This window comes from Pseudomonas sp. NFACC13-1 (assembly GCF_900104425.1).
Lineage (GTDB): Bacteria > Pseudomonadota > Gammaproteobacteria > Pseudomonadales > Pseudomonadaceae > Aquipseudomonas > Aquipseudomonas fluorescens_AA.
Genome location: NZ_FMXV01000009.1, coordinates 131,533 through 151,287, shown reverse-complemented (window position 1 = coordinate 151,287; position 19,755 = coordinate 131,533). Strand labels below are relative to the sequence as shown.

General features: G+C 62.6%; 13 protein-coding genes and 1 pseudogene. 7 read left to right on the top strand and 7 right to left on the bottom strand.

From position 1 onward, the window contains the following. Nucleotides 1-32 precede the first annotated feature (32 nt). Together BLQ55_RS14160 and rep are read right to left on the bottom strand one after the other, a co-directional pair. Nucleotides 33-605, bottom strand: coding sequence for a xanthine phosphoribosyltransferase (locus BLQ55_RS14160; RefSeq protein WP_014340844.1), 573 nt, complete (start codon nt 603-605; stop codon nt 33-35). A gap of 58 nt (nt 606-663) precedes the next feature. After that, a complete protein-coding gene (gene rep, locus BLQ55_RS14155) occupies nt 664-2,673 on the bottom strand; it encodes a DNA helicase Rep (RefSeq protein WP_092254500.1) in 2,010 nt (669 codons plus the stop codon). A 272-nt stretch (nt 2,674-2,945) separates the two neighbouring features. Here rep and BLQ55_RS14150 point away from each other — a divergent pair, with 272 nt between their 5' ends. Continuing rightward, complete coding sequence (locus BLQ55_RS14150) at nt 2,946-4,619, top strand: putative bifunctional diguanylate cyclase/phosphodiesterase (protein WP_092204749.1); 1,674 nt, start codon at nt 2,946-2,948, stop codon at nt 4,617-4,619. Nucleotides 4,620-4,730: 111 nt separating this feature from the next. Here BLQ55_RS14150 and BLQ55_RS14145 read toward each other — a convergent pair whose 3' ends face one another. Next, complete coding sequence (locus BLQ55_RS14145) at nt 4,731-6,125, bottom strand: NorM family multidrug efflux MATE transporter (RefSeq protein ID WP_092254554.1); 1,395 nt, start codon at nt 6,123-6,125, stop codon at nt 4,731-4,733. Nucleotides 6,126-6,284: 159 nt separating this feature from the next. On the opposite strand from BLQ55_RS14145, the gene BLQ55_RS14140 reads away from it, so the two are divergent. From BLQ55_RS14140 to BLQ55_RS14125, 3 genes are all read left to right on the top strand, one after another. Beyond that, on the top strand, nt 6,285-7,205 hold the full coding sequence (locus BLQ55_RS14140; protein WP_092204747.1) for a LysR substrate-binding domain-containing protein: 921 nt from the start codon (nt 6,285-6,287) through the stop codon (nt 7,203-7,205). A 186-nt stretch (nt 7,206-7,391) separates the two neighbouring features. Further along, nucleotides 7,392-9,368 carry a methyl-accepting chemotaxis protein gene (locus tag BLQ55_RS14130; RefSeq protein WP_092254498.1) on the top strand — a complete coding sequence of 659 codons (1,977 nt, stop codon included), beginning with the start codon at nt 7,392-7,394 and terminating at the stop codon, nt 9,366-9,368. Between the two features lie 373 nt (nt 9,369-9,741). After that, complete coding sequence (locus BLQ55_RS14125; RefSeq protein ID WP_092254495.1) at nt 9,742-10,956, top strand: aldose 1-epimerase family protein; 1,215 nt, start codon at nt 9,742-9,744, stop codon at nt 10,954-10,956. Between the two features lie 6 nt (nt 10,957-10,962). On the opposite strand, the gene BLQ55_RS14120 is transcribed toward BLQ55_RS14125, so the two are convergent. Then, complete coding sequence (locus tag BLQ55_RS14120) at nt 10,963-12,456, bottom strand: YifB family Mg chelatase-like AAA ATPase (protein WP_092254492.1); 1,494 nt, start codon at nt 12,454-12,456, stop codon at nt 10,963-10,965. A gap of 259 nt (nt 12,457-12,715) precedes the next feature. Between BLQ55_RS14120 and BLQ55_RS14115 the strand changes: the two genes are divergently transcribed. Further along, nucleotides 12,716-13,993 carry a sensor histidine kinase gene (locus BLQ55_RS14115; protein ID WP_092254489.1) on the top strand — a complete coding sequence of 426 codons (1,278 nt, stop codon included), beginning with the start codon at nt 12,716-12,718 and terminating at the stop codon, nt 13,991-13,993. 7 nt (nt 13,994-14,000) lie between these two features. Here the strand turns inward: BLQ55_RS14115 and BLQ55_RS14110 are convergent, their stop codons facing one another. The 3 genes from BLQ55_RS14110 to BLQ55_RS14100 are packed head-to-tail and all read right to left on the bottom strand — an operon-like array spanning nt 14,001 to nt 17,554. After that, nucleotides 14,001-15,635 carry a GMC family oxidoreductase gene (locus tag BLQ55_RS14110; protein WP_092204741.1) on the bottom strand — a complete coding sequence of 545 codons (1,635 nt, stop codon included), beginning with the start codon at nt 15,633-15,635 and terminating at the stop codon, nt 14,001-14,003. Further along, nucleotides 15,632-16,180: a sugar dehydrogenase complex small subunit gene (locus BLQ55_RS14105; protein WP_092204740.1), complete on the bottom strand. Its 549-nt coding sequence runs from the start codon at nt 16,178-16,180 to the stop codon at nt 15,632-15,634. The genes BLQ55_RS14110 and BLQ55_RS14105 overlap by 4 nt, the downstream gene beginning before the upstream one ends. A 3-nt stretch (nt 16,181-16,183) precedes the next feature. Further along, nucleotides 16,184-17,554, bottom strand: a complete 1,371-nt coding sequence (locus tag BLQ55_RS14100) for a cytochrome c (RefSeq protein ID WP_092254551.1) — start codon at nt 17,552-17,554, stop codon at nt 16,184-16,186. A 512-nt stretch (nt 17,555-18,066) separates the two neighbouring features. Between BLQ55_RS14100 and BLQ55_RS32845 the strand changes: the two are divergent. After that, nucleotides 18,067-18,849: pseudogene (locus BLQ55_RS32845) on the top strand (MCP four helix bundle domain-containing protein); the annotation flags it as partial. Continuing rightward, complete coding sequence (locus BLQ55_RS32840; RefSeq protein ID WP_371128534.1) at nt 18,844-19,707, top strand: methyl-accepting chemotaxis protein; 864 nt, start codon at nt 18,844-18,846, stop codon at nt 19,705-19,707. The pseudogene BLQ55_RS32845 and the gene BLQ55_RS32840, both read left to right, overlap by 6 nt. Nucleotides 19,708-19,755 lie beyond the last annotated feature (48 nt).

Genomic DNA, 19,755 nt, shown 5'->3' with positions numbered 1-19,755 from the left:
ATCGCGAGCAAGCTCCCACAGGGGGCACTGGGTCAGTCGATGAAGGTCACGACCCCGCCCGCCAGCGATTGCACCCGGGCCAACGACTCGACGCGGTAGCCCTGGGCATCCAGTTCCGCGCGGCCGCCCTGGAACGACTTCTCGATCACGATCCCCAGCCCGGCGACGGTGGCGCCGGCCTGCTTGATGATGGAAATCAGCGCCTGGGAGGCTTTGCCGTTGGCCAGGAAGTCATCGATGATCAGCACCCGATCGCTGCTGGTCAGGTGACGTGGGCTGATGGCGACGGTGCTTTCGGTTTTCTTGGTAAACGAATACACGGTGGCCGACAGCAGGTTCTCCGTCAGGGTCAGGGATTGTTGCTTGCGGGCGAAGATCACCGGTACGCCAAGGTTCAGCCCGGTCATGATCGCCGGGGCGATGCCCGAGGCTTCGATGGTGACGATCTTGGTGATGCCCGAATCCTTGAACAGCGCGGCGAATTCGTCGCCGATCAGCTTCATCAATTGCGGGTCGATCTGGTGGTTCAGGAAAGCGTCGACTTTCAGGACCTGATCGGAAAGCACGATGCCTTGTTCACGAATTTTCTGGTGCAGGGCTTCCATGAAGCCTCCTCTGATGACGCCTTCAGCGCCTGAAGTCGTTGAAAAAAAGTAGTCGATTCTAGCGCTTTAGCATCGCGCGTATATCCGCCAGGGCACTGTTGCCGCGAACGACTTTGACTTCCGTCGGCGTGTCGTCGTTGCCTTCCCAGGCCAGGTCGTCCGGCGGCAGCTCATCGAGAAAGCGGCTGGGGGCGCAGTCGATCACTTCGCCGTACTGCTTGCGCTTGGCGGCGAAGGTGAAGGCCAGCGTCTGGCGTGCCCGGGTAATGCCGACATAGGCCAGGCGCCGTTCTTCCTCGATGGTGTCGGCCTCGATGCTGGAGCGGTGCGGCAGGATTTCTTCTTCCATGCCCATGATGAACACGTAGGGAAATTCCAGGCCCTTGGAAGCGTGCAGCGTCATCATCTGCACGCCTTCGGCGCCTTCTTCCTCTTCCTGCTGGCGTTCGAGCATGTCCCGCAGCACGAGTCTGCCGATGGCGTCCTCGACGGTCATGTCGCCGTCTTCGTCCTTTTCCAGGGTGTTCTTCAACGCCTCGATCAGGAACCAGACATTGCCCATGCGGTAATCGGCGGCCTTGTCGCTGGAGCTGTTGGTGCGCAGCCAGTTCTCGTAATCGATGTCCATGACCATGCTGCGCAGCGCCGCGATCGGGTCTTCGCCGGCGCACTGTTCGCGGACCTTGTCCATGAAACGCTTGAAGCGCGCCAGGCGATCGGTGAAGCGGCTGTCCAGATGTTCGCCCAGGCCGATTTCATCGGTGGCGGCGTACATCGAGATCTTGCGTTCGGTGGCGTAGTTGCCGAGTTTTTCCAGGGTGGTCGAGCCGATTTCCCGGCGCGGCACGTTGATCACCCGCAGGAAGGCGTTGTCGTCGTCCGGGTTCACGATCAGGCGGAAGTAGGCCATCAGGTCCTTCACTTCCTGGCGTCCGAAGAAGCTGTTGCCCCCCGACAGGCGATAGGGGATCTGGTGATGCTGCAGTTTCAGCTCGATCAGCTTGGCCTGGTAGTTGCCGCGGTACAGGATCGCAAAGTCGCTGTACGGCCGGTCGGTGCGCAGGTGCAGGCTGAGGATTTCCATGGCCACGCGCTCGGCTTCGGCGTCTTCATTGCGGCAACGGATCACGCGGATCTCGTCGCCGTGGCCCATCTCGCTCCACAGTTGTTTTTCGAACTCGTGGGGGTTGTTGGAAATCAGCACGTTGGCGCAGCGCAGGATGCGGCTGGTGGAGCGGTAGTTCTGCTCCAGCATCACCACTTTGAGCGACGGGTAGTCGTCCTTGAGCAGCATCAGGTTTTCCGGCCGCGCGCCGCGCCAGGCATAGATCGACTGGTCATCGTCGCCCACCACGGTGAACTGGTTGCGTTTGCCGATCAGCAGCTTCACCAGCAAATACTGGCTGGCGTTGGTGTCCTGGTATTCGTCCACCAGCAGGTAGCGGACCTTGTTCTGCCATTTCTCGAGAATGTCGGCGTGGTCCTGGAACAGCTTGACCGGCAACAGGATCAGGTCGTCGAAGTCCACCGCATTGAACGCCTTGAGGGTGCGCTGATAGTGGGTGTAGACGATGGCGGCAGTCTGTTCCTTGGGGTTGCGGGCGTTCTCCAGGGCTTCGGCGGGCAGGATCAGGTCGTTTTTCCAGGAACCGATCATGTTCTTGATCTCGTCCACGCCGTCGTCGCCCGAGTATTCCTTTTGCATGATGTCGGTCATCAGGGCCTTGACGTCGGTCTCGTCGAAAATCGAGAAGCCCGGTTTGTAGCCCAGCCGCGCGTGCTCCTTGCGGATGATGTTCAGGCCCAGGTTGTGAAAGGTACAGACCGTCAGGCCGCGGCCTTCGCCGGCGCGCAACAGGCCGCCGACCCGCTCTTTCATTTCTCGGGCGGCCTTGTTGGTGAACGTCATGGCGACGATGTATTGGGCACGGATGCCGCAGTTCTGGATCAGGTGCGCGATCTTGCGGGTGATTACGCTGGTCTTGCCGGAGCCTGCACCGGCGAGCACCAAAAGAGGGCCGCCGACATAGTTCACGGCTTCTTGCTGCCGGGGATTGAGTCGGGACATGACAGAGTCAGGGAGTCGTTTGCGAAATGGGCCGGCATTTTAACAGGCTCTGAGAATTGTGCTGCTCTGTCCGACTTGTGACGCACGCAGGATTGTCATTTGCCGCTTCTGCCACTTTCACGCAGGATGGGGAACCAATTGGGTCCCGCGCAGCATTTCGAGCGGGAAAAACCACCGAAAGCGCGTGTTTGAGAACCGTTGGCATTGGTCATTGCCCATCGGCAGGTCATAATGCCCGGCGCCTACCACCTTGCAGAGTCTAGGGAGTCAGCTTGTCAACGCCTGTCGAACCCTTGCGTTTGCTGTTATTGGCCCAAGAGCCAGAGTGGTCAGCGATACTGCGCGAGTGCCTGGTGCCCTTGGGGCCCTCGGTCGTGTTGATCAGCGCCCCGAGCTGGGAGTCCGTCAGCAGCCTGTTCGAAGACAATCGCAACGCGGTGTTGCTGACCGTTGCGGCGTTGCAACCGGCACCGGGCCGTTGCAGCCTGCCGACCATCCTGCTGCTCGAGCACGAGCCGGCGGTTGCCCCCGATGGTGCCAGCGACTGGTTGGTGCGTGACGTCCTCGACAGCGCGACCCTGCGTCGTTGCCTGCGCCATGTGCGCGAGCGTGGCGTGCTGGAAAACACCCTGCAGCGCCTCGCCGAGCAGGATCCATTGACAGGCATCGCCAACCGCCAGGGTTTCCAGACATTGCTGGCGGCGCGCCTGGCGGAAAACGACGGCCGAGGCTTGGCCCTCGGTCACCTGGACCTGGACAACTTTCGCCACGCCAACGACGCCCTCGGTCACCAGGCCGGCGACCGCTTGATCCTGCAAGTGGTGGCGCGGCTCAAGGGTTCGCTCGAAGCCGGCGATCAATTGGCGCGGCTGGGCAGTGATGAATTTGCGTTGCTGATCGACACCCGCCGCGCACCGCAACGGGCCGAGTGGATGGCCGAGCGTATTACCGAAGCCCTGGCCGAACCCTATTGGGTGGACGGCGAAAGCCTGCTGATCGGTTGCAGCCTGGGCGTCGCCCATGCTCGCGCCCAGGCCGGTGCCGATCCGCTGATGTGGCATGCCCACATCGCCATGCAGCAGGCCAAGAGCACCCAGGGCTGCACCTTTCATATCTTCAACGAGCGCATCAATCGCAATGCCCGCAGCCTTGCCGACCTGGAAAGCGAACTGCGCCGGGCACTGCGCCGTGACGAGCTGGAGTTGCATTACCAGCCGCGGCTGGACCTCGATGGCGGCCACATCGTCGGCCTCGAAGCCCTGGTGCGCTGGCGTCATGGCGAACGCGGCTTGCTGCCACCGAGTGAGTTCGTGCCACTGGCCGAACAGAGCGGCCTGATCGTGCCGTTGGGCTACTGGGTGATTTCCCGGGCGCTGCGGGACATGCAGGTCCTGCGCGAACGGGGGCTGGCACCGTTGCACATGGCGGTCAACCTGTCGTTCCGGCAGTTCCAGGACAGCCAGTTGCTGCCGACCTTGAGCCGGCTGATTGCCGAGCGGGGTGTCGAGGCGCAATGGCTGGAGTTCGAACTCACCGAAACCGCCGTCATGCGCCGCAGCGAACTGGTCAAGCAGACCATGGATGCCCTGGGCCGCCTGGGGGTGCGCTTCTCCCTGGACGACTTCGGCACCGGGTTCTCCTCGTTCGTGCACCTCAACAGCCTGCCGATCGCCTTGCTCAAGATCGACAAGAGCTTCGTCGGCGGCATGGAGCAGCGCGAAGAGAACCGCAAACTGGTGCACGCCATGATCAACCTGGCCCACAACCTCAACCTGGAGGTGGTGGCCGAAGGTGTGGAAACCCAGGAACAACTGGACCTGCTACGCGGTTTCGGTTGCGACCAGGTGCAGGGCTTCCTGATCAGCAAACCGTTGCCGTTGCCGGAACTGGTTGAGTACTTGACGTTCGAGGGTGATCAGCAGTCCACACACGACGTCGTGGTCTGACGCAAACCCTTGTAGGAGCGAGCTTGCTCGCGATAGCAATAGGTCTGTCACATCGATTTTGACTGACACACCGCTATCGCGAGCCAGCTCGCTCCCGCAAAGGGATGGATTTCACTTGGCCTGAATGGCTTCGAAACCGGGCTGCCCAGCCTCACTGCGAATCATCCGCTTCATCTTCCATTCAAACGCTGCCGTCAGGCTCACGGCCGCGCAGGCCAGCCCCAGGGCCAGGCCCCACCAGACACCGGTCGGTCCCCAGTTCAGGTGGAACGCCATCCACCACGCCGACGGTGCGCCGATCAGCCAATAGCACCCCAGGCCCACCAGGAAGGTGGTCTTGGCGTCCTTGAGCCCGCGAATGCAGCCCATGGCGATGGTTTGCGTGCCGTCGAACAGCTCGAACCACGCCGCCACCGCCAACAGGCTTACGGCCAGGTTGATCACGTCGTGGAACGCCGGGTCATCGTGGTCCAGGAACAAGCCGACCAATGGATGGGGCAACAACCAGAACACCATGGCGAACGCCAGCATCGCGGCCGCGCCAAAACCAATGCCGACCCGACCGGCCAGGCGCGCCCTCCACAGCTGCCCGGCGCCGTAGTGCTGGCCGATGCGCATGGTGATGGCGTAGGACATTCCGGCCGGCACCATGAACGCCACCGAGACGATTTGCAGGGCGATCTGGTGGGCCGCCAACGGCGTGCTGCCCATGGTGCCCATGCACAGCGCGGCGAACGCGAACAGCCCGACTTCCACCGCATAGGTGCCACCGATCGGCAGGCCCAGGCGCCACAGCTCCTTGAGGTATTGGCGATTGGGCCGCGACAGCCCATCCAGCAGCGGATAGGCACGGTAGGCCGGGTGCCGATGGATGTGCCAGGCCAGTGCCAGGGCCATGCAGTTGGCGACAATGGCCGTGACCAGGCCGATGCCCATCAAGCCGAGTTTTGGCAGGCCGAACATGCCGGTGATGAGCGCGTAGTTGAGCAGGAAGTTGGCCACCGTGCCGCCGAGGCTGATCACCATGACCGGCGTGGCCCGGCCGATGGCGCTGGTGAAGCCGCGCAGGGCCATGAAGCTCAGGTAGCCGGGCAGGGCGAACGGCAGCGCCAGCAGGAACTGGCCGGCGGACAACACGTTGGTTTCGGTCTGGCCGAACATCAGCAGCACGGGCTTGAGATTCCACAGCAGCAACCCGGCCATCAGCGCCATCAACCAGGCCAGCCAAAGCCCGGCCTGGGTCAGCCGGGTGGCGCCTTCGAGATCGCCCGCGCCCTGGCGGATCGCGACCAGGGTGCCCACCGCGGCGATCACGCCGATGCAGAAGATCGACACGAACGAATAGGTGGCCGCCCCGAGCCCGCCGCCGGCGAGGGCTTCAGGGCTCAGGCGCGCCATCATCACGGTGTCGGTGAGCACCATGAGCATGTGCGCCAACTGCGAGGCAATCAACGGCCCCGCCAGCCGCAGGATGGCCCAGAGTTCGGTGCGCACCGGATGCCGCATGATCATCACACTCCATGTTCAAACAAGGCAGTAAAGCGACGATTCTCGACGCTCTCGGCGGATTGCACAAAAGGATAAAAAAGATCGCTGGCATGATTAAAACTCATGCTGGATGGGTTTCTGGTAGGGTTTGCAGAACCACGCCATGGAGCTTTTGCGATGTCCCGTCGTCTTCCTCCTCTTTATGCGTTGCGAGCATTCGAAGCCGCGGCGCGCTACAGCTCGTTCACCCGGGCCGCGGAAGAGCTGTCGATCACCCAGAGCGCCGTCAGCCGGCACATCCGCACGCTGGAAGATCACTTTGCCTGCCGGCTGTTCCAGCGCAGCGGTCGCAACCTGCAGTTGACCGAGGCGGCGCGGTTGCTGCTGCCGGGCGTGCGCGAGGGTTTCATGGCGCTGGAGCGGGCCTGCCACACCTTGCATGGCGAAGACGGCATCCTGCGCATGAAAGCGCCTTCGACGCTGACCATGCGTTGGTTGTTGGCGCGCCTGAGTCGCTTCCGGCATTTGCAGCCCGGCAACGAGGTGCAACTGACCAGTGCCTGGATGGACATCGATTCGGTGGACTTCAACGTCGAGCCCTTCGATTGCGCCGTGTTGCTGGGCAACGGGCATTTTCCGGCGGATTGGGAGGCCAGTTTGCTGTTCCCCGAGGAGTTGATCCCGGTGGGCGCGCCGAACCTGTTGAACGATCAGCCCTGGGACGTGGCGCGGCTGGCCAGTGCTGAACTGCTGCATCCGACGCCGGATCGCCGGGACTGGCGCAACTGGCTGCAACGCATGGGCCTGTCCGACAAGGTCTCGCTCAAGGGGGGGCAGGTGTTCGATACCCTGGAGCTGGGCATGATCGCGGCCGCACGTGGCTATGGGGTCTCCATGGGCGACCTGTTGATGGTGGCCGAGGACGTTGCCCAAGGGCGCCTGAGCCTGCCATGGCCGACGGCTGTCGCCAGTGGGGAACACTATTACCTGGTCTGGCCGAAAACCCGGCCGGGAGGTGAACGTTTGCGCCGGCTCAGCGACTTCCTCCAAGGCGAGGTCAAGGCCATGCAACTGCCCGATGTACAACGTCTGAGCTGAAACGTTGAAGTTGGCGTGCTAGCCACTTGGCACTAATCCGTGCAAACCGCTCAAGTATTTGGCTTTGCCGCCGAATCCGTGAACATGGAACCCTCGTTCAGAAAGGGTCTACTTACACCTCACCCGAATAAAATGCCGAGCGTGCGACGTGATCAGAATGATCCGGTCTCTCGGCCAGGAGCCGTCATGTCTCAACCCCGCGCCCGGATCGCCTCACAGCTAGGCCTTGCCCTCGCCGTGATACTGGCGATCGTGATCTCCGGCAGTACCGTCTTCGCCTTGCGTTCGCTGGACGCTGCCAACCTTGCCACCCGTGAAGAGCACCTGGCCAGCGAAGCGCGCCTGATGGCCGACCAGCTCAATACGTTCCACAGCACCCTGCGCGAGAGCACCCAGCGGTTGGCCGGCCTGTTCGAAAAGCGCTTCAGCGCGGGCCTGAGCGTGCATCCGGACCAGCCGGTGACGGTGGCGGGCGTACAAACCCCTGGCTTGAGCCTGGGTAGCGAAGTGTTGAACAACAACTTCAAGGAAGTGGATGACTTCAAAGCGATGACCGCCGGGGTCGCCACGGTATTCGTGCGCAGCGGCGACGATTTCATCCGAGTCAGTACCTCCGTCAGCAAACAGGACGGTACGCGGGCCATCGGCACCGTGCTCGACCGCGCCGGCCCCGCCTACGGCCCGGTGATCAGTGGGCAGAGCTACATTGGCCGGGCGCTGCTTTTCGGGCGCTTCTACATGTCGCAGTACACGCCTGTGCGCGACAGCAGCGGCAAGATCATTGCCGTGTTGTACGTAGGCTTCGATTACACCGACGCGCAGAACGCACAGTTCGAAAACCTCAAGCGCTTCCGTATCGGCCAGACCGGCTCCCTGGCGCTGCTGGACGAACAAAACAAATGGCTGGTGCCGCCCGCCGGCGTGCAGGCGCTGGACAACGCTACCACGACCATTACCGGCTTGATCAAAAAGCCGGGCAAGGGCGCGTTCTGGGCCGATACCGCCGAAGATTTCTACAGCGTTGCCGTACCGTTCGAGGGCGGGCCGTGGGCGGTGGTGGCGAGCATGCCGAAAACCGAGATCCGCGCCGTGACCTGGAGCGTCGGCATTCAACTGGCCATTGGCAGCCTGCTGGCGATGCTGTTGGCGGTCGGTTCGGCAATGTGGTTGTTGCGTAGCAAACTGGCGCCACTGGGGGATCTGGTGCGCCAGGCCGAAGCGTTGGGTGCTGGCGACCTGAGCGTGCGCCTGAATGTGTCGAGCCATGACGAAATCGGTCAGTTGGCCCGTGCCTTCAACCAGATGAGCGAGGCCCTGTCGACCATGGTCGAGCACATCCGCAAGGCCTCCCAGGAGGTCAACAGCCGCGCCCAGGCCCTGTCCGGGTTGTCCAGCGGGGCGTACGAGGGCATGGAGCAGCAATCCGGCGAAATCACCAGCATGGCCGGCGCGGTGGAAGAGTTCAGTGCGACCTCCCTGAACATTGCCGACAACATGGGCAACACCGAGCGCCTGGCCCAGGAAAACGCCCAGCAAACCCGCATTGGCCGGACCTCGATGGATGAAGCGTCGTCGTCCCTGGAGCAAATCGCCGGCGCGCTGAACAGCACGGCCACGGTCATCAATACCCTGGGCCAGCGTTCCCAGGAAATCGGCGGCATCGTGGGGGTCATCACCTCGATTGCCGAGCAGACCAACCTGCTGGCCTTGAACGCGGCCATCGAAGCTGCCCGCGCCGGCGAGCAGGGCCGTGGTTTCGCCGTGGTGGCCGATGAAGTCCGCAGCCTGGCGTCCCGCACTCGCCAGGCCACTGACGAAATCTCCAGCATGATCAACAGCATCCAGCAGGAAACCGGCAATGCCATCAGCACGATGGAACAGGGCAACCTGTTGATGCAGGAAGGCCTGGCGCGCAACGCCAATGTGGCCTCGGCCCTGGCGCGAATCGACGAGCAGAGCCGTTCGGCTGGCCAGCAATTCGCGGCGATCACCACCGCCACCCAGGAACAAAGCAGCACTGCGACCTTGCTCAGCAGCAACCTGCAAAGCATCGCCATGGCCAACAGCGAACAGCGCCAGGTGGTCTCGAACCTGGCGGTCACCGCCAAGGAACTGGAAAAACTGGCCCAGGACCTGCGCCAAGAGGTTGATCGGTTCCGCTGAAGCCTCCTGTCACAAGCCCGCTCCCAGAGATTTTCAGTGGGAACGGGCTTGCTCGCGATTGAGGCCGCCCAGCCAACATCATCCCAATCTGACCCACCGCCATCGCGAGCGAGCTCGCTCCCACAGTTTGATTCCCCGTGAATACGAAATCCGGGCCACCCTCGATTCCCTGTGGGAGCGAGCTTGCTCGCGATTGGGGTTGTCCTGCCAACATCATCTCAATCTGACCCACCGCCATCGCGAGCAAGCTCGCTCCCACAAACGCTGCTGATCGTGTAGTCATGCTTTTTTAAGGTAATTGCTGTTTTTAAGCTTGCTGAAACGTTTCTTCAAGTCTATAAAAACCGCACAACTCCAATAAAAGGTCGCGTCCATGACTCCGCTCAAACTCCTCGTTACCCTTGGCGCCTTGGGCGCTGCCTCCCAGGCGATGGCGTGGGATTACGTCCTGCTGGATACCGATAAAGCCGCCCAACCCTGGCAAATCACCAGCCAGCAGCTCGGCGTGAAAACCGATAAACCCTTCTCCGTGACGATGCGCACCCTGCACGGTGGCCGGCAGGAGGGCGTCAGCATCGTTGATATCGACAACGGCACCCTGAAGCTTTCGATCGTCCCGACCCGTGGCATGAATGTGCTGCAGGCGTCGGTCGGGAACGTGCGCATGGGTTGGGATTCGCCGGTCAAGGAAGTGGTCAATCCGGCGTTCATCGAGCTCAACGGTCGCGGTGGGTTGGGTTGGCTCGAAGGTTTCAATGAATTGGTGACCCGCTGTGGCTACGAATGGGTCGGCCATCCCGGCATGGACAATGGCGAGCTGCTGACCCTGCATGGTCGCGCGGCCAATATTCCGGCCAACAAAGTCACCTTGCACATCGATGAAAAGCCACCCTACGCCATCACCCTGCGGGGCGAGTTGAAGGAGCAGGCGTTCAAGAAGGTCGATTTCTCGGTACAGACCGAACTGGTCACCGAGCCCGGCAGCGTGACGTTCGCGCTCAGCGACACACTGACCAACAACGGCGATTACCCGAAGGAATACCAAGCGCTCTACCACAGCAATTTCAGCACGCCTTTCCTGGAGCAGGGCGCTCGTTTCGCGGCACCGGTCAAGCAGGTCTCGCCGTTCAACGACAAGGCCAAGGGCGACTTGCCGGATTGGCAAACCTACCGAGCCCCGACCAAGGATTACGACGAAACCGTCTATAACGTCGTGCCCTACGCCGACGCCAAGGGCGACACCCTCACCGTGCTGCACAACAAGGCCGGCAGCCTCGGTGTGTCGGTAGGCTTCAACACCAGCACGCTGCCCGTATTCTCCCTGTGGAAAAACACCGATACCCAAGGCCAGGGCTACGTGACCGGGTTGGAACCAGGCACCAGTTTTTCCTATAACCGCCGGTATCAGCGGCCACTGGGCCTGGTGCCCACGATCGGGCCGAAAGAGCACAGGCAATTCCAGATTCACTACAGCCTGCTGGCAGACAAGGGCGCAGTGGATAAGGCGCTCAAGCGCATCGATGCGATCCAGAACGGTCAAAAAACCGAGGTCCGGGAAACACCGTTGGTAGACCTGAGCAAACCGTGAAGCGGTTCAAGCCGTGGCCGGCCGATACTGCAACGCTTCGGCCAGGTGCTCACGGCGAATGTTCCCCGCCTGCTCCAGGTCCGCCAGTGTCCGGGCGACCTTGAGCAAGCGGTGGGCGGCGCGCAGCGACAGGGTCAGCCGCTCGCAGGCGGTTTCCAGCCAGGTTTCATCGGTTGTGGATAACTTGCAATGCCGGCGCAACCCCGGTAGGTCGAGGAAGGCGTTGGCGCAGCCCTGGCGGCGGTGCTGGCGCTCCCGAGCTTCGGCTACGCGCTCGGCGACCGTCGCCGTATCGTCCCCGGCTTCGAGCCTGGGGTTCAATGCCGTGGCTTCCCGGGCGACGGTCAGGTGCAGGTCGATACGGTCCAGCAACGGGCCGGAGAGTTTGTTGCGGTAGCGCTGCACCATCTCCGGTGTACAGGCACAGCGGCCGCTGGGCTCGCCGAGATAGCCACAGGGGCAGGGGTTCATCGCCGCCACCAGCTGGAAACGGGCAGGGAAGCGCACTCGATCCCGGGCGCGAGAAACCACGATGTGGCCGGACTCCAGCGGTTCTCTCAAGACCTCCAGCACCTTGCGGTCGAATTCCGGCAGCTCATCCAGAAACAGCACGCCATGGTGGGCGAGGGTAATCTCCCCTGGCTGCGGTTTTGACCCGCCACCCACCAGCGCCGGACCGGAAGCCGAGTGGTGCGGCTGGCGAAACGGGCGTTGCGGCCAATGGCTCAAGGGCACGCAACTGGCCACCGACTGGATGGCCGCGACCTCCAGGGCCTCGCTCTCGGCCAGTGGCGGCAACAGCCCTGGCAAACGGCTCGCCAGCAAGGTCTTGCCGGTACCCGGTGGTCCGCTGAACAACAGGTTGTGGGCCCCCGCGGCGGCAATCAGCAAGGCCCGCTTGGCCCCGGCCTGGCCTTGTACTTCATTCAGGTCGGGGTAGGGCTTGCTGGCCGAGAGCAGCCCATTGGACACGAACGGCTCGACCGGCGTGTGGCCGTTGAAATGCGCCACCGCTTCGAGCAGATGATCCACGGCGATCACCTTCAGCCCCGAGGCCAGGCAGGCTTCCTCGGCATTGGCCCGTGGCACCACCAGCATGCGCCCGGCCTTGCGCGCCGCCAGCGCCGCGGGTAGTACGCCACGCACCGGACGCACCGCGCCGGACAGGGCCAGTTCACCAAGGCATTCCACGTCGTCCAGCGTCAGGGTTGGCACTTGCACGCTGGCCGACAGGATCCCCAAGGCGATGGCCAGGTCGAAGCGGCCGCCGTCTTTTGGCAGGTCCGCCGGCGCCAGGTTCAGGGTGATGCGCCGCGCCGGAAAATTCAGCCCCGAGTTGATGATCGCGCTGCGCACCCGATCCTTGCTTTCCTTTACCGCCGCCTCCGGCAGGCCAACCATCGTCAGCGACGGCAAGCCATTGGCCAGGTGGACTTCAACGGTAACGGGAGGAGCCTCGACCCCCACTTGGGCGCGGCTGTGGACAATGGCGAGCGACATGAATCGTTCCTTGAGTGAATGGGGTGCCGCGTCCTGCGACTTTTGAAGGGTAGTCGTGGGGAAGAACTTGGGCGCAGCAATCGAGGGGAGAAAATTTGGCAGGATGTTTCGACGGCCAGTGACAGCCGAGGCGGCTAGCGCGATACGGTTCAGCCGATGCCGTCCTTCACCCGCCCAGGCGAAATGCCCGGGACCGGCCTAGACTCCGACTTGCCCAGTCGGCACTTGGCGGTATCAACGGCACAGGGAGGAAGTGGCCATGAACGATCTGCTGGCTCTGTTAACCGACAAGCGCTTCATGCCCCATGGGCACTGCTACATGTGGCGGCCGGATCTGCTGTGGACCAATGTCATTGCCGATGGCTTGATCGCCCTGTCCTACGTCACCATTCCCTTCACGCTCCTGTACTTTATCCACAAGCGCAAGGACGTGCCGTTCGACTGGATGCTGGCGGCCTTTGGCGTATTTATCCTGGCCTGCGGGACCAGCCACGTGATGGAAATCCTGACCATTTGGCAGCCTTATTACTGGTTGTCGGCGCTGGTCAAGGTAATCACCGCGATAGCTTCGGTGATTACCGCCATCCTGCTGGTCCGGCTGGTGCCGGTGGCCCTGAAGATCCCCAGCCCGCGGCAATTGGCCAAGGTCAACGAAGAGTTGCGCGAGGCGCAGGCCGAACTGGTGACCACTGCGCGCCGGGCCGGCATGGCGGAAATCGCCACCAATGTGTTGCACAACGTGGGCAATGTGCTCAACAGCGTCAACGTGTCGGCCCAGGTCCTCTACGAGAAGGTGCACACCTCCAAGGGGCCCGGGGTGGCCAAGGTCGTCCAGTTGATGAAGGAGCATCCCGACGATCTCGGCGACTTTATCAGCAGCGATCCGAAAGGGCGCACGCTACCGGACTATCTCGACAAGCTGGCCGACGCGCTGGCCGTCGAGCAGCAAGGCATGATCGCCGAGTTGGCGCAGTTGACCCGCCGAATCGACCACATCAAGGAAATCGTCGCCACCCAGCAATCCTATGCCGGCAATGCCAGCGTCCTGGAGTCGGGCTCGCTGCGAGAGCTGGTCGAGGATGTCGTGCGCATTTGCGATGTGTCCCTGGCCCGCCACCACATCTCGCTGATCAAGGAGTTCAGCGATATCCCGCAAATGCCACTGGACAAGCACCGAGTGCTGCAGATCCTGGTCAATCTGATCAACAACGCCAAGCAGGCGCTGGACGCGGGTGTGAACCGGCCGCCGCGGATCATCCTGCGCCTGAAGATCGTTGACGATGGGCGCGTGCGGGTCGAGGTCGAGGACAATGGCGAGGGGATCGCGCAGGACAATCTTGCGCGGGTGTTCGAGCACGGCTTCACCACGCGTGTCGACGGTCATGGCTTTGGTTTGCACAGCTGCATTCTGGCGGCGCACGAGATGGGCGGCGATCTGACTGCGCAGAGCGCCGGGCCAGGCCGCGGCGCGCTGTTTATCCTGGAGCTGCCGCTGGTACTGACCCTGGCTCCCTCTCAGCGGACGGCGGGGGGTTGAACAGGCCTTACACCTCCCTCAGCAATTGATCGGCGATACGAATGCTCAGTGCGGCCCCAGTCAACGTGGGGTTCACGCAGGACGATGACGGCATCACGCTGGTCCCGGCGATAAACAGGTTGGCGTGGTCGTGGCTACGGCAGTCGCGGTCGACCACCGAGTTCTTCGGGTCGTCGCCCATGATGGTGGTGCCCATGATGTGCTGGCGGTTCTGGAAGTTGACGTCGGTGCTGAGGATGTCGGCGTCGAGCAGGTGGGCGAACTGCTTGAGGTCTTCCAGGGCCTTTTCCTTGCCCGCGTGCCAGTAGTCGGGAACGCTGTAGTAGATCTCCGGTACCGGCAGGCCAATCGCGTCGAAGCGAGTCTTGCTCGGGGTGACGCGGTTTTCCGGCAGCGGCAGGGTTTCGAAGTCCACCGCCCAGTTCAAGGAGCGCGCCGACTGCAGGCGGATCTGTTCGTCGAGCTTGGAGCCCAACACACCCTTGGCGATCAGGTTGGTGGTGATCTGCGAGGTGGGCACCGTGTTGCGAACCTTGATCTTGTAGCTCGGGTAGTCCTTGCGGAACGCGCCGTCGCGGCTGTTCAGGTAGACCAGCAACTGGGTCGGTCCCTCGCCGGGCCACATGTCCTCCTTGGTCATCACGTTCATGCTCACGCCGGTGTGGTCCATCAGGTTGCGACCGACCTGATCGGAAGTATTGGCGATGCCGTTGGGGTATTTCTCGGACGTGGACATCAACAACAGCTTCGGCGATTCGATGCCATAGGCCGCCAGCACGAAGTACCGGGCGGTCAGGCGATGCTGGGTCTTGTCGGGGCGCATGTACCAGATCGCGCTGATCTTGCCGTCGTCGCCGGCCTCGATCCGGTACACCACGGAGTTGTCCAGCACCTTGGCGCCATGGCGCTCGGCCTCGTCGATATGCATCGAGCCGTCGTACTTGGCGGCAATCGGGCAGACCGGGTTGCAGTTGTTGTTGCCCGCGCACGGTGGGCGTTTGCCATAGGGGCGGGTGGCGCGGCCATTGGGTTCGAGGATCGGGTTGTAGCCACCCTTGCTCAACAGGCTCGAGAGGCGCTTGAACATGTAGCTGGGCTTCAGGCCTTCCATCGGGTAGGGAATCGAACGTGGTGGATAAGCCGCGCCACCCTGGCCACTTTCATCCTGGCCGTCGACCCCGGACACGCCCAGCTCGGTCTCGGCACGGGCGTAGAAGGGTTCCAGTTCGTCATAGCTGATCGGCCAGTCACGCCCGCGTCCGTAGAGGGAGTTGAGGCGGAAGTCATTGGGCAGCATGCGCCACAGCGAGGAACCGAAGTGCCAAGTGGTGCCGCCGACCACCCGCAGGTAGGAGGTGTTGTATTTCACCGGGCCGACCTGCTGCAGGTAGTCGCCATAGGTGGAAGGTGCATGAGGCAGGCTCGGGTAAGGCGAGCCGGCACCCTGCAGCTTGGCGTTGGCCAGCGAGAGCTTGACCGGCGCGTTGCGGAAGGTCTCGACGATGTCACGGCGGTTCACCCGTGGGCCCGCTTCGAGGACGATCACGGATTTATTCGCCTTGGCCAGCTCGCTGGCAATCAGGCCACCCATCACGCCGGAGCCGATGACGACCACATCGGCGTCGTAAACAACGCTGCTCATAGTTTGAAATCCTGCGTGTCGGCTGGCTTGGCGCCCCAGGATGCGGGGCCGCCACCGTAGGTTGGAATGATGAGAATGCCGTGGGTCGGCCGATACATCAGCGCCTCGGAGTAACTGATCAGTTCGGCATCGGCGAGCTCGCCGACGATGCCCAGGTACCAGGCCGAAATGATGCTGATGGCCGTCGCTTTCAACGATGGGTCCGGGTTGGCCTGGGCCAGGTATTCATCCACATGCTTGAAGCCCTGCCCGTCGACCAGTTGCCTGAGGGCGCCGACATTGCCGCTGAAGTTCGGTGCGCGCCGGCTCAGGGCGCGGTAGTAGCGCGCCGCCAGGACCGGATTGACCGGACGGCTGACCAGGAATTGCGACAGGGCGATAAAGTCCTGGTCGCCCTCGGCCATCACCGATTGCCAGGGGCCGAGGCCTCCGACCAGGGCCACCAGGCCCAGGGTGACCGACCCGCGCAGCAGGCTGCGGCGGGACAGTTGGGCGGTGGGGGTGGATGAAACGGGCATGTGGGTGTCGATCATTGAAGTGTCCATTGCTCAGGCCTCCTGCGGTCGGCGACGAGCCTTGAGTCTGTAGAGCCCCAGGAGGACCAGCAGGCCGAGCACAACCAGTGCCGGTACGCTGTAGCGCGCCAGCACGGCGATGGGGGCCTTGGGTCCGCCTTCGCGTACCTGTGCCACATCGGTGGCAGTCACGTTCAAGCCGGCGTTGCCGTAGCGGGACAGGACGTAGTTGCTGACGTCGGCGATCTGCTGGTCGTCGAGGCGATCGGTGAACAGCGCGCCGGGACCGAAGGCCGGCATGTCGATTGCCACGCCGTCGACTTCGCGATGCACGCCGTAGACGATGGTCGCGATCAGGTTGTCGCGGCGGCTGGTCGCGGTGTTGTGGAACAGTGACGGATACTCACGAGTGCCCTCGCCGTTGGCCTGGTGACAGTTGGCGCAGGTGCCGCTGTAGATGTGCCAGCCCGGATTGTCCTGCGGCTTGCCGCCGCGCAGGTTGAGTTCGTCGTTCGAGGCCTGGCCGAAGGTATGGCGGGCCTGGCGTTCGCCGGTGGCGATTGGCTGGGTCTGCAGCAAGTAGGCGGCGATGGCCTTGAGGTCCTCCTCGCCGAGGTACTGCAGGCTGTGCTCGACCGCCTCGGCCATGGGCCCGGCAGCCTGCGCCTTGCCCTCCACATGACCGCTGCGCAGGTAGGCAACGAGCTCGTCGCTCGACCAGGCGCCGATCCCGCTGGTCTTGTCCGAGGTGATGTTCGGGGCGTACCAGGCCCCCAATGAACCACCGGAAAGCGCCTTGGCGTTATCCGCCGCCATCAGGACATTGCGTGGGGTATGGCAGGTGTCGCAATGGGCCAGTGCATTGACCAGGTAGTCGCCGCGATTGACCTGGGCGGACTTGCCCGGATCCGCCTCGAAGCGTTTCTGGCTATGGAACAAGGCGTTCCAGCCGAGCATCGAGGCGCGGACATTGAACGGAAAGTCGAGTTCGGTCTTGGGGCTGGGCGTATCCACCGGCGCGACTTCATCCATGAAGTACCGGTACAGGGCGGCGACGTCGCTGTCGGTCATCTTGGCGTAGGAGGTGTAGGGCATCGCCGGATACAGGTGGGTGCCGTCCGGCGTCACGCCGTCGCGCACGGCGCGGGCGAAGTCTGCCTGAGTGTACTGGCCGATGCCGGCGCTCCTGGAAGGGGTGATGTTGGTCGAGTAGAGGGTGCCCATCGGCGAGCTGAGTGGGTAACCGCCGGCAAAGGGCTTGCCACCGACGGTGCTATGGCAGGCCACGCAATCGGCGGCCACCGCCAGTCGCTTGCCGGGCGAAGCGCTGGTGTCGAGTGTCTCGCCGTGGGTCGCCAGGCTGACCGTCATCAGGACCAGGCCACCCGCGAGCATATTCATCATGGACTTCACCTTGCCCACGCCGGGCAATGGCTGATCCCTCCTCTGCGGATACATGTGTCACTCCTCATGAATTTCGACGCGCGGCCTTTGGCTCGGTTCGTTGAATCTGCATAGTTGTACGATGTCTTGCGTTGCGATAAAGATTTCACATGATGTAACATTTTGCAACGATTATGGCTAAGAGCTACTATCTATTTGTTTTATTTGATAGCTCTATTACGGGCATTTCAGGAAATGCTGAGCAAAATCGCCGTCAACGAAACGGGCAAGAAAGAAAGGAAATTGCTTCATCCAGATTGAGGGTAAACAAAGGGATGTGGCTAACATTTTCGTGATGTTGTACGACGTCATGACGAAAAACCATCAAGCGCCGCGCCAACGATGCCCGTGTCGGCAGGGCGGACCCGAGCGGCGATGGAATCAGGACACAGGCCCTTAACCTGGCGTTACGCGGGGCAGGGAAATGCACACATGACCGGGCTGCTGGACCAGCATCCCATGAGGATCCACCGATGAACTGGCTCAACGACGCAAAACTATCGACCAAATTGATCGCCTCGTTTTTCCTCTGCGCCCTGATAACGCTCGCCGTGGGCATGCTTGGCGTCAGTGGGGTTTCCGCGCTGTCGACACGTTTGCAGGGAGTGTTCAACAACAACCTGGTCTCGGTCGCCAATACGTCGCAGACCAAGACCAAGGCGGTCGGCCAGACGCGCGACATGTACCGGCTGTATGTCGCTACCGCCGGCAATGCTCCGCAGAGCATGAAGGATGAGTTCCTCGCTTCGATGAAAGCCAATCAGTTGGCCAGCGAAAAGGCTTTCGCCGATTACCGCAAAGGCAATCTGGCTGAAGACGAGCGCATCGCCGGCGACCAGATGGCCCGCGATTGGCCGGTCTACCAGGCCATGGTGCAGCAGTACGTGGCGATGATGGCGGCTGGCGACCTGGAGAACGGTCGTACCCTGTTGCTCGGTGACTTGCAGAAGGCTTATCGCAAGGTGATGGATCAGTTGACCATCATGATCGACTCCAATGACCGACAGATCAGCGAAGACGCCAAGGCCGCCACGCAGCAGGAGCTGACGGCCAAGACCGTGTTGTACAGCGGCATCGTCGTGGCGTTTATCGCCGCGCTGCTGTTGGGCATGTTTATCAGTCGCCTGATCAGTCGACCGATTGCCGTGGCGGTCGATTGCGCACAACGCATCGCCCAGGGCGACCTCACTCAGCACATCACCAGCAACAGTCGCGACGAGGCCGGCCAGTTGCTCAAGGCCCTGGGCGACATGCAGACGAGTTTGAAGACCACCATCCAGCAGATTGCCAGCGCTTCGGACCAATTGGCTTCCGCCGCCGAGGAGCTGACGGCGGTCACTGATGATGGCAGTCGTGCCTTGATCCGACAGAATGATGAAATCCAGCAGGCCGCCACGGCCGTGACCGAGATGACTTCCGCCGTCGAGGAAGTGGCCCGCAACGCGGTCTCCACTTCACAGGCTTCGCAATCGACCAGCTCACAAGCCAGCGAAGGGCGTGATCAGGCCCGTAGCGCGGTGCAGGCGATCAATACCGCAACCCAGGAAATCACCGCGTCCACCGGGCTGGTCAGGGATCTTGCGGTGCAGGTGCGCGATATTGGCAAGGTGCTGGATGTGATCCGCGGGATCGCTGAACAGACCAACCTGTTGGCGCTCAACGCGGCCATCGAGGCGGCACGCGCCGGGGAACAGGGCCGCGGTTTTGCCGTGGTGGCCGATGAGGTTCGCGCCCTGGCGGCCCGCACCCAGGCGTCAACCGGTGAAATCGAGAGCATGATCCACGCGGTCCAGGACCGTGCCGACAGTGCGGTTGATGCGATGGGCAAGAGCCAGGTGCTGGTGACCGAGACCCAGGGCCTGGCCCGGGCCACTGGCGAGGCGCTGGAGCAGATCGCCGACGGCATCTCGCAGATCAATGACCGTAACCTGGTGATTGCCACGGCGTCGGAGGAACAGGCCCATGTGGCCCGCGAGGTCGATCGCAACCTGGTGAATATCCAGGATCTCTCGACCCAGACTGCGGCCGGGGCGAACCAGACCAATGCTTCGAGCCAGGAGCTGTCCAACCTGGCCCTGTCATTCAATACCCTGGTTGGCCGTTTCCGTCTCTGACCCTTCAGGTTGAATACGCCTGGGCTCCCGGGCGTATGTCGCAGGCGC

Bases quoted from the DNA above. Each gene is read 5' to 3' on its own strand.
- BLQ55_RS14160 (WP_014340844.1), bottom strand. From the start codon at position 605: ATGGAAGCCCTGCACCAGAAAATTCGTGAACAAGGCATCGTGCTTTCC.
- rep (WP_092254500.1), bottom strand. From the start codon at position 2,673: ATGTCCCGACTCAATCCCCGGCAGCAAGAAGCCGTGAACTATGTCGGC.
- BLQ55_RS14145 (WP_092254554.1), bottom strand. From the start codon at position 6,125: ATGCGGCATCCGGTGCGCACCGAACTCTGGGCCATCCTGCGGCTGGCG.
- BLQ55_RS14140 (WP_092204747.1), top strand. From the start codon at position 6,285: ATGTCCCGTCGTCTTCCTCCTCTTTATGCGTTGCGAGCATTCGAAGCC.
- BLQ55_RS14130 (WP_092254498.1), top strand. From the start codon at position 7,392: ATGTCTCAACCCCGCGCCCGGATCGCCTCACAGCTAGGCCTTGCCCTC.
- BLQ55_RS14125 (WP_092254495.1), top strand. From the start codon at position 9,742: ATGACTCCGCTCAAACTCCTCGTTACCCTTGGCGCCTTGGGCGCTGCC.
- BLQ55_RS14120 (WP_092254492.1), bottom strand. From the start codon at position 12,456: ATGTCGCTCGCCATTGTCCACAGCCGCGCCCAAGTGGGGGTCGAGGCT.
- BLQ55_RS14115 (WP_092254489.1), top strand. From the start codon at position 12,716: ATGAACGATCTGCTGGCTCTGTTAACCGACAAGCGCTTCATGCCCCAT.
- BLQ55_RS14110 (WP_092204741.1), bottom strand. From the start codon at position 15,635: ATGAGCAGCGTTGTTTACGACGCCGATGTGGTCGTCATCGGCTCCGGC.
- BLQ55_RS14105 (WP_092204740.1), bottom strand. From the start codon at position 16,180: ATGGACACTTCAATGATCGACACCCACATGCCCGTTTCATCCACCCCC.
- BLQ55_RS14100 (WP_092254551.1), bottom strand. From the start codon at position 17,554: ATGATGAATATGCTCGCGGGTGGCCTGGTCCTGATGACGGTCAGCCTG.
- BLQ55_RS32840 (WP_371128534.1), top strand. From the start codon at position 18,844: ATGCAGACGAGTTTGAAGACCACCATCCAGCAGATTGCCAGCGCTTCG.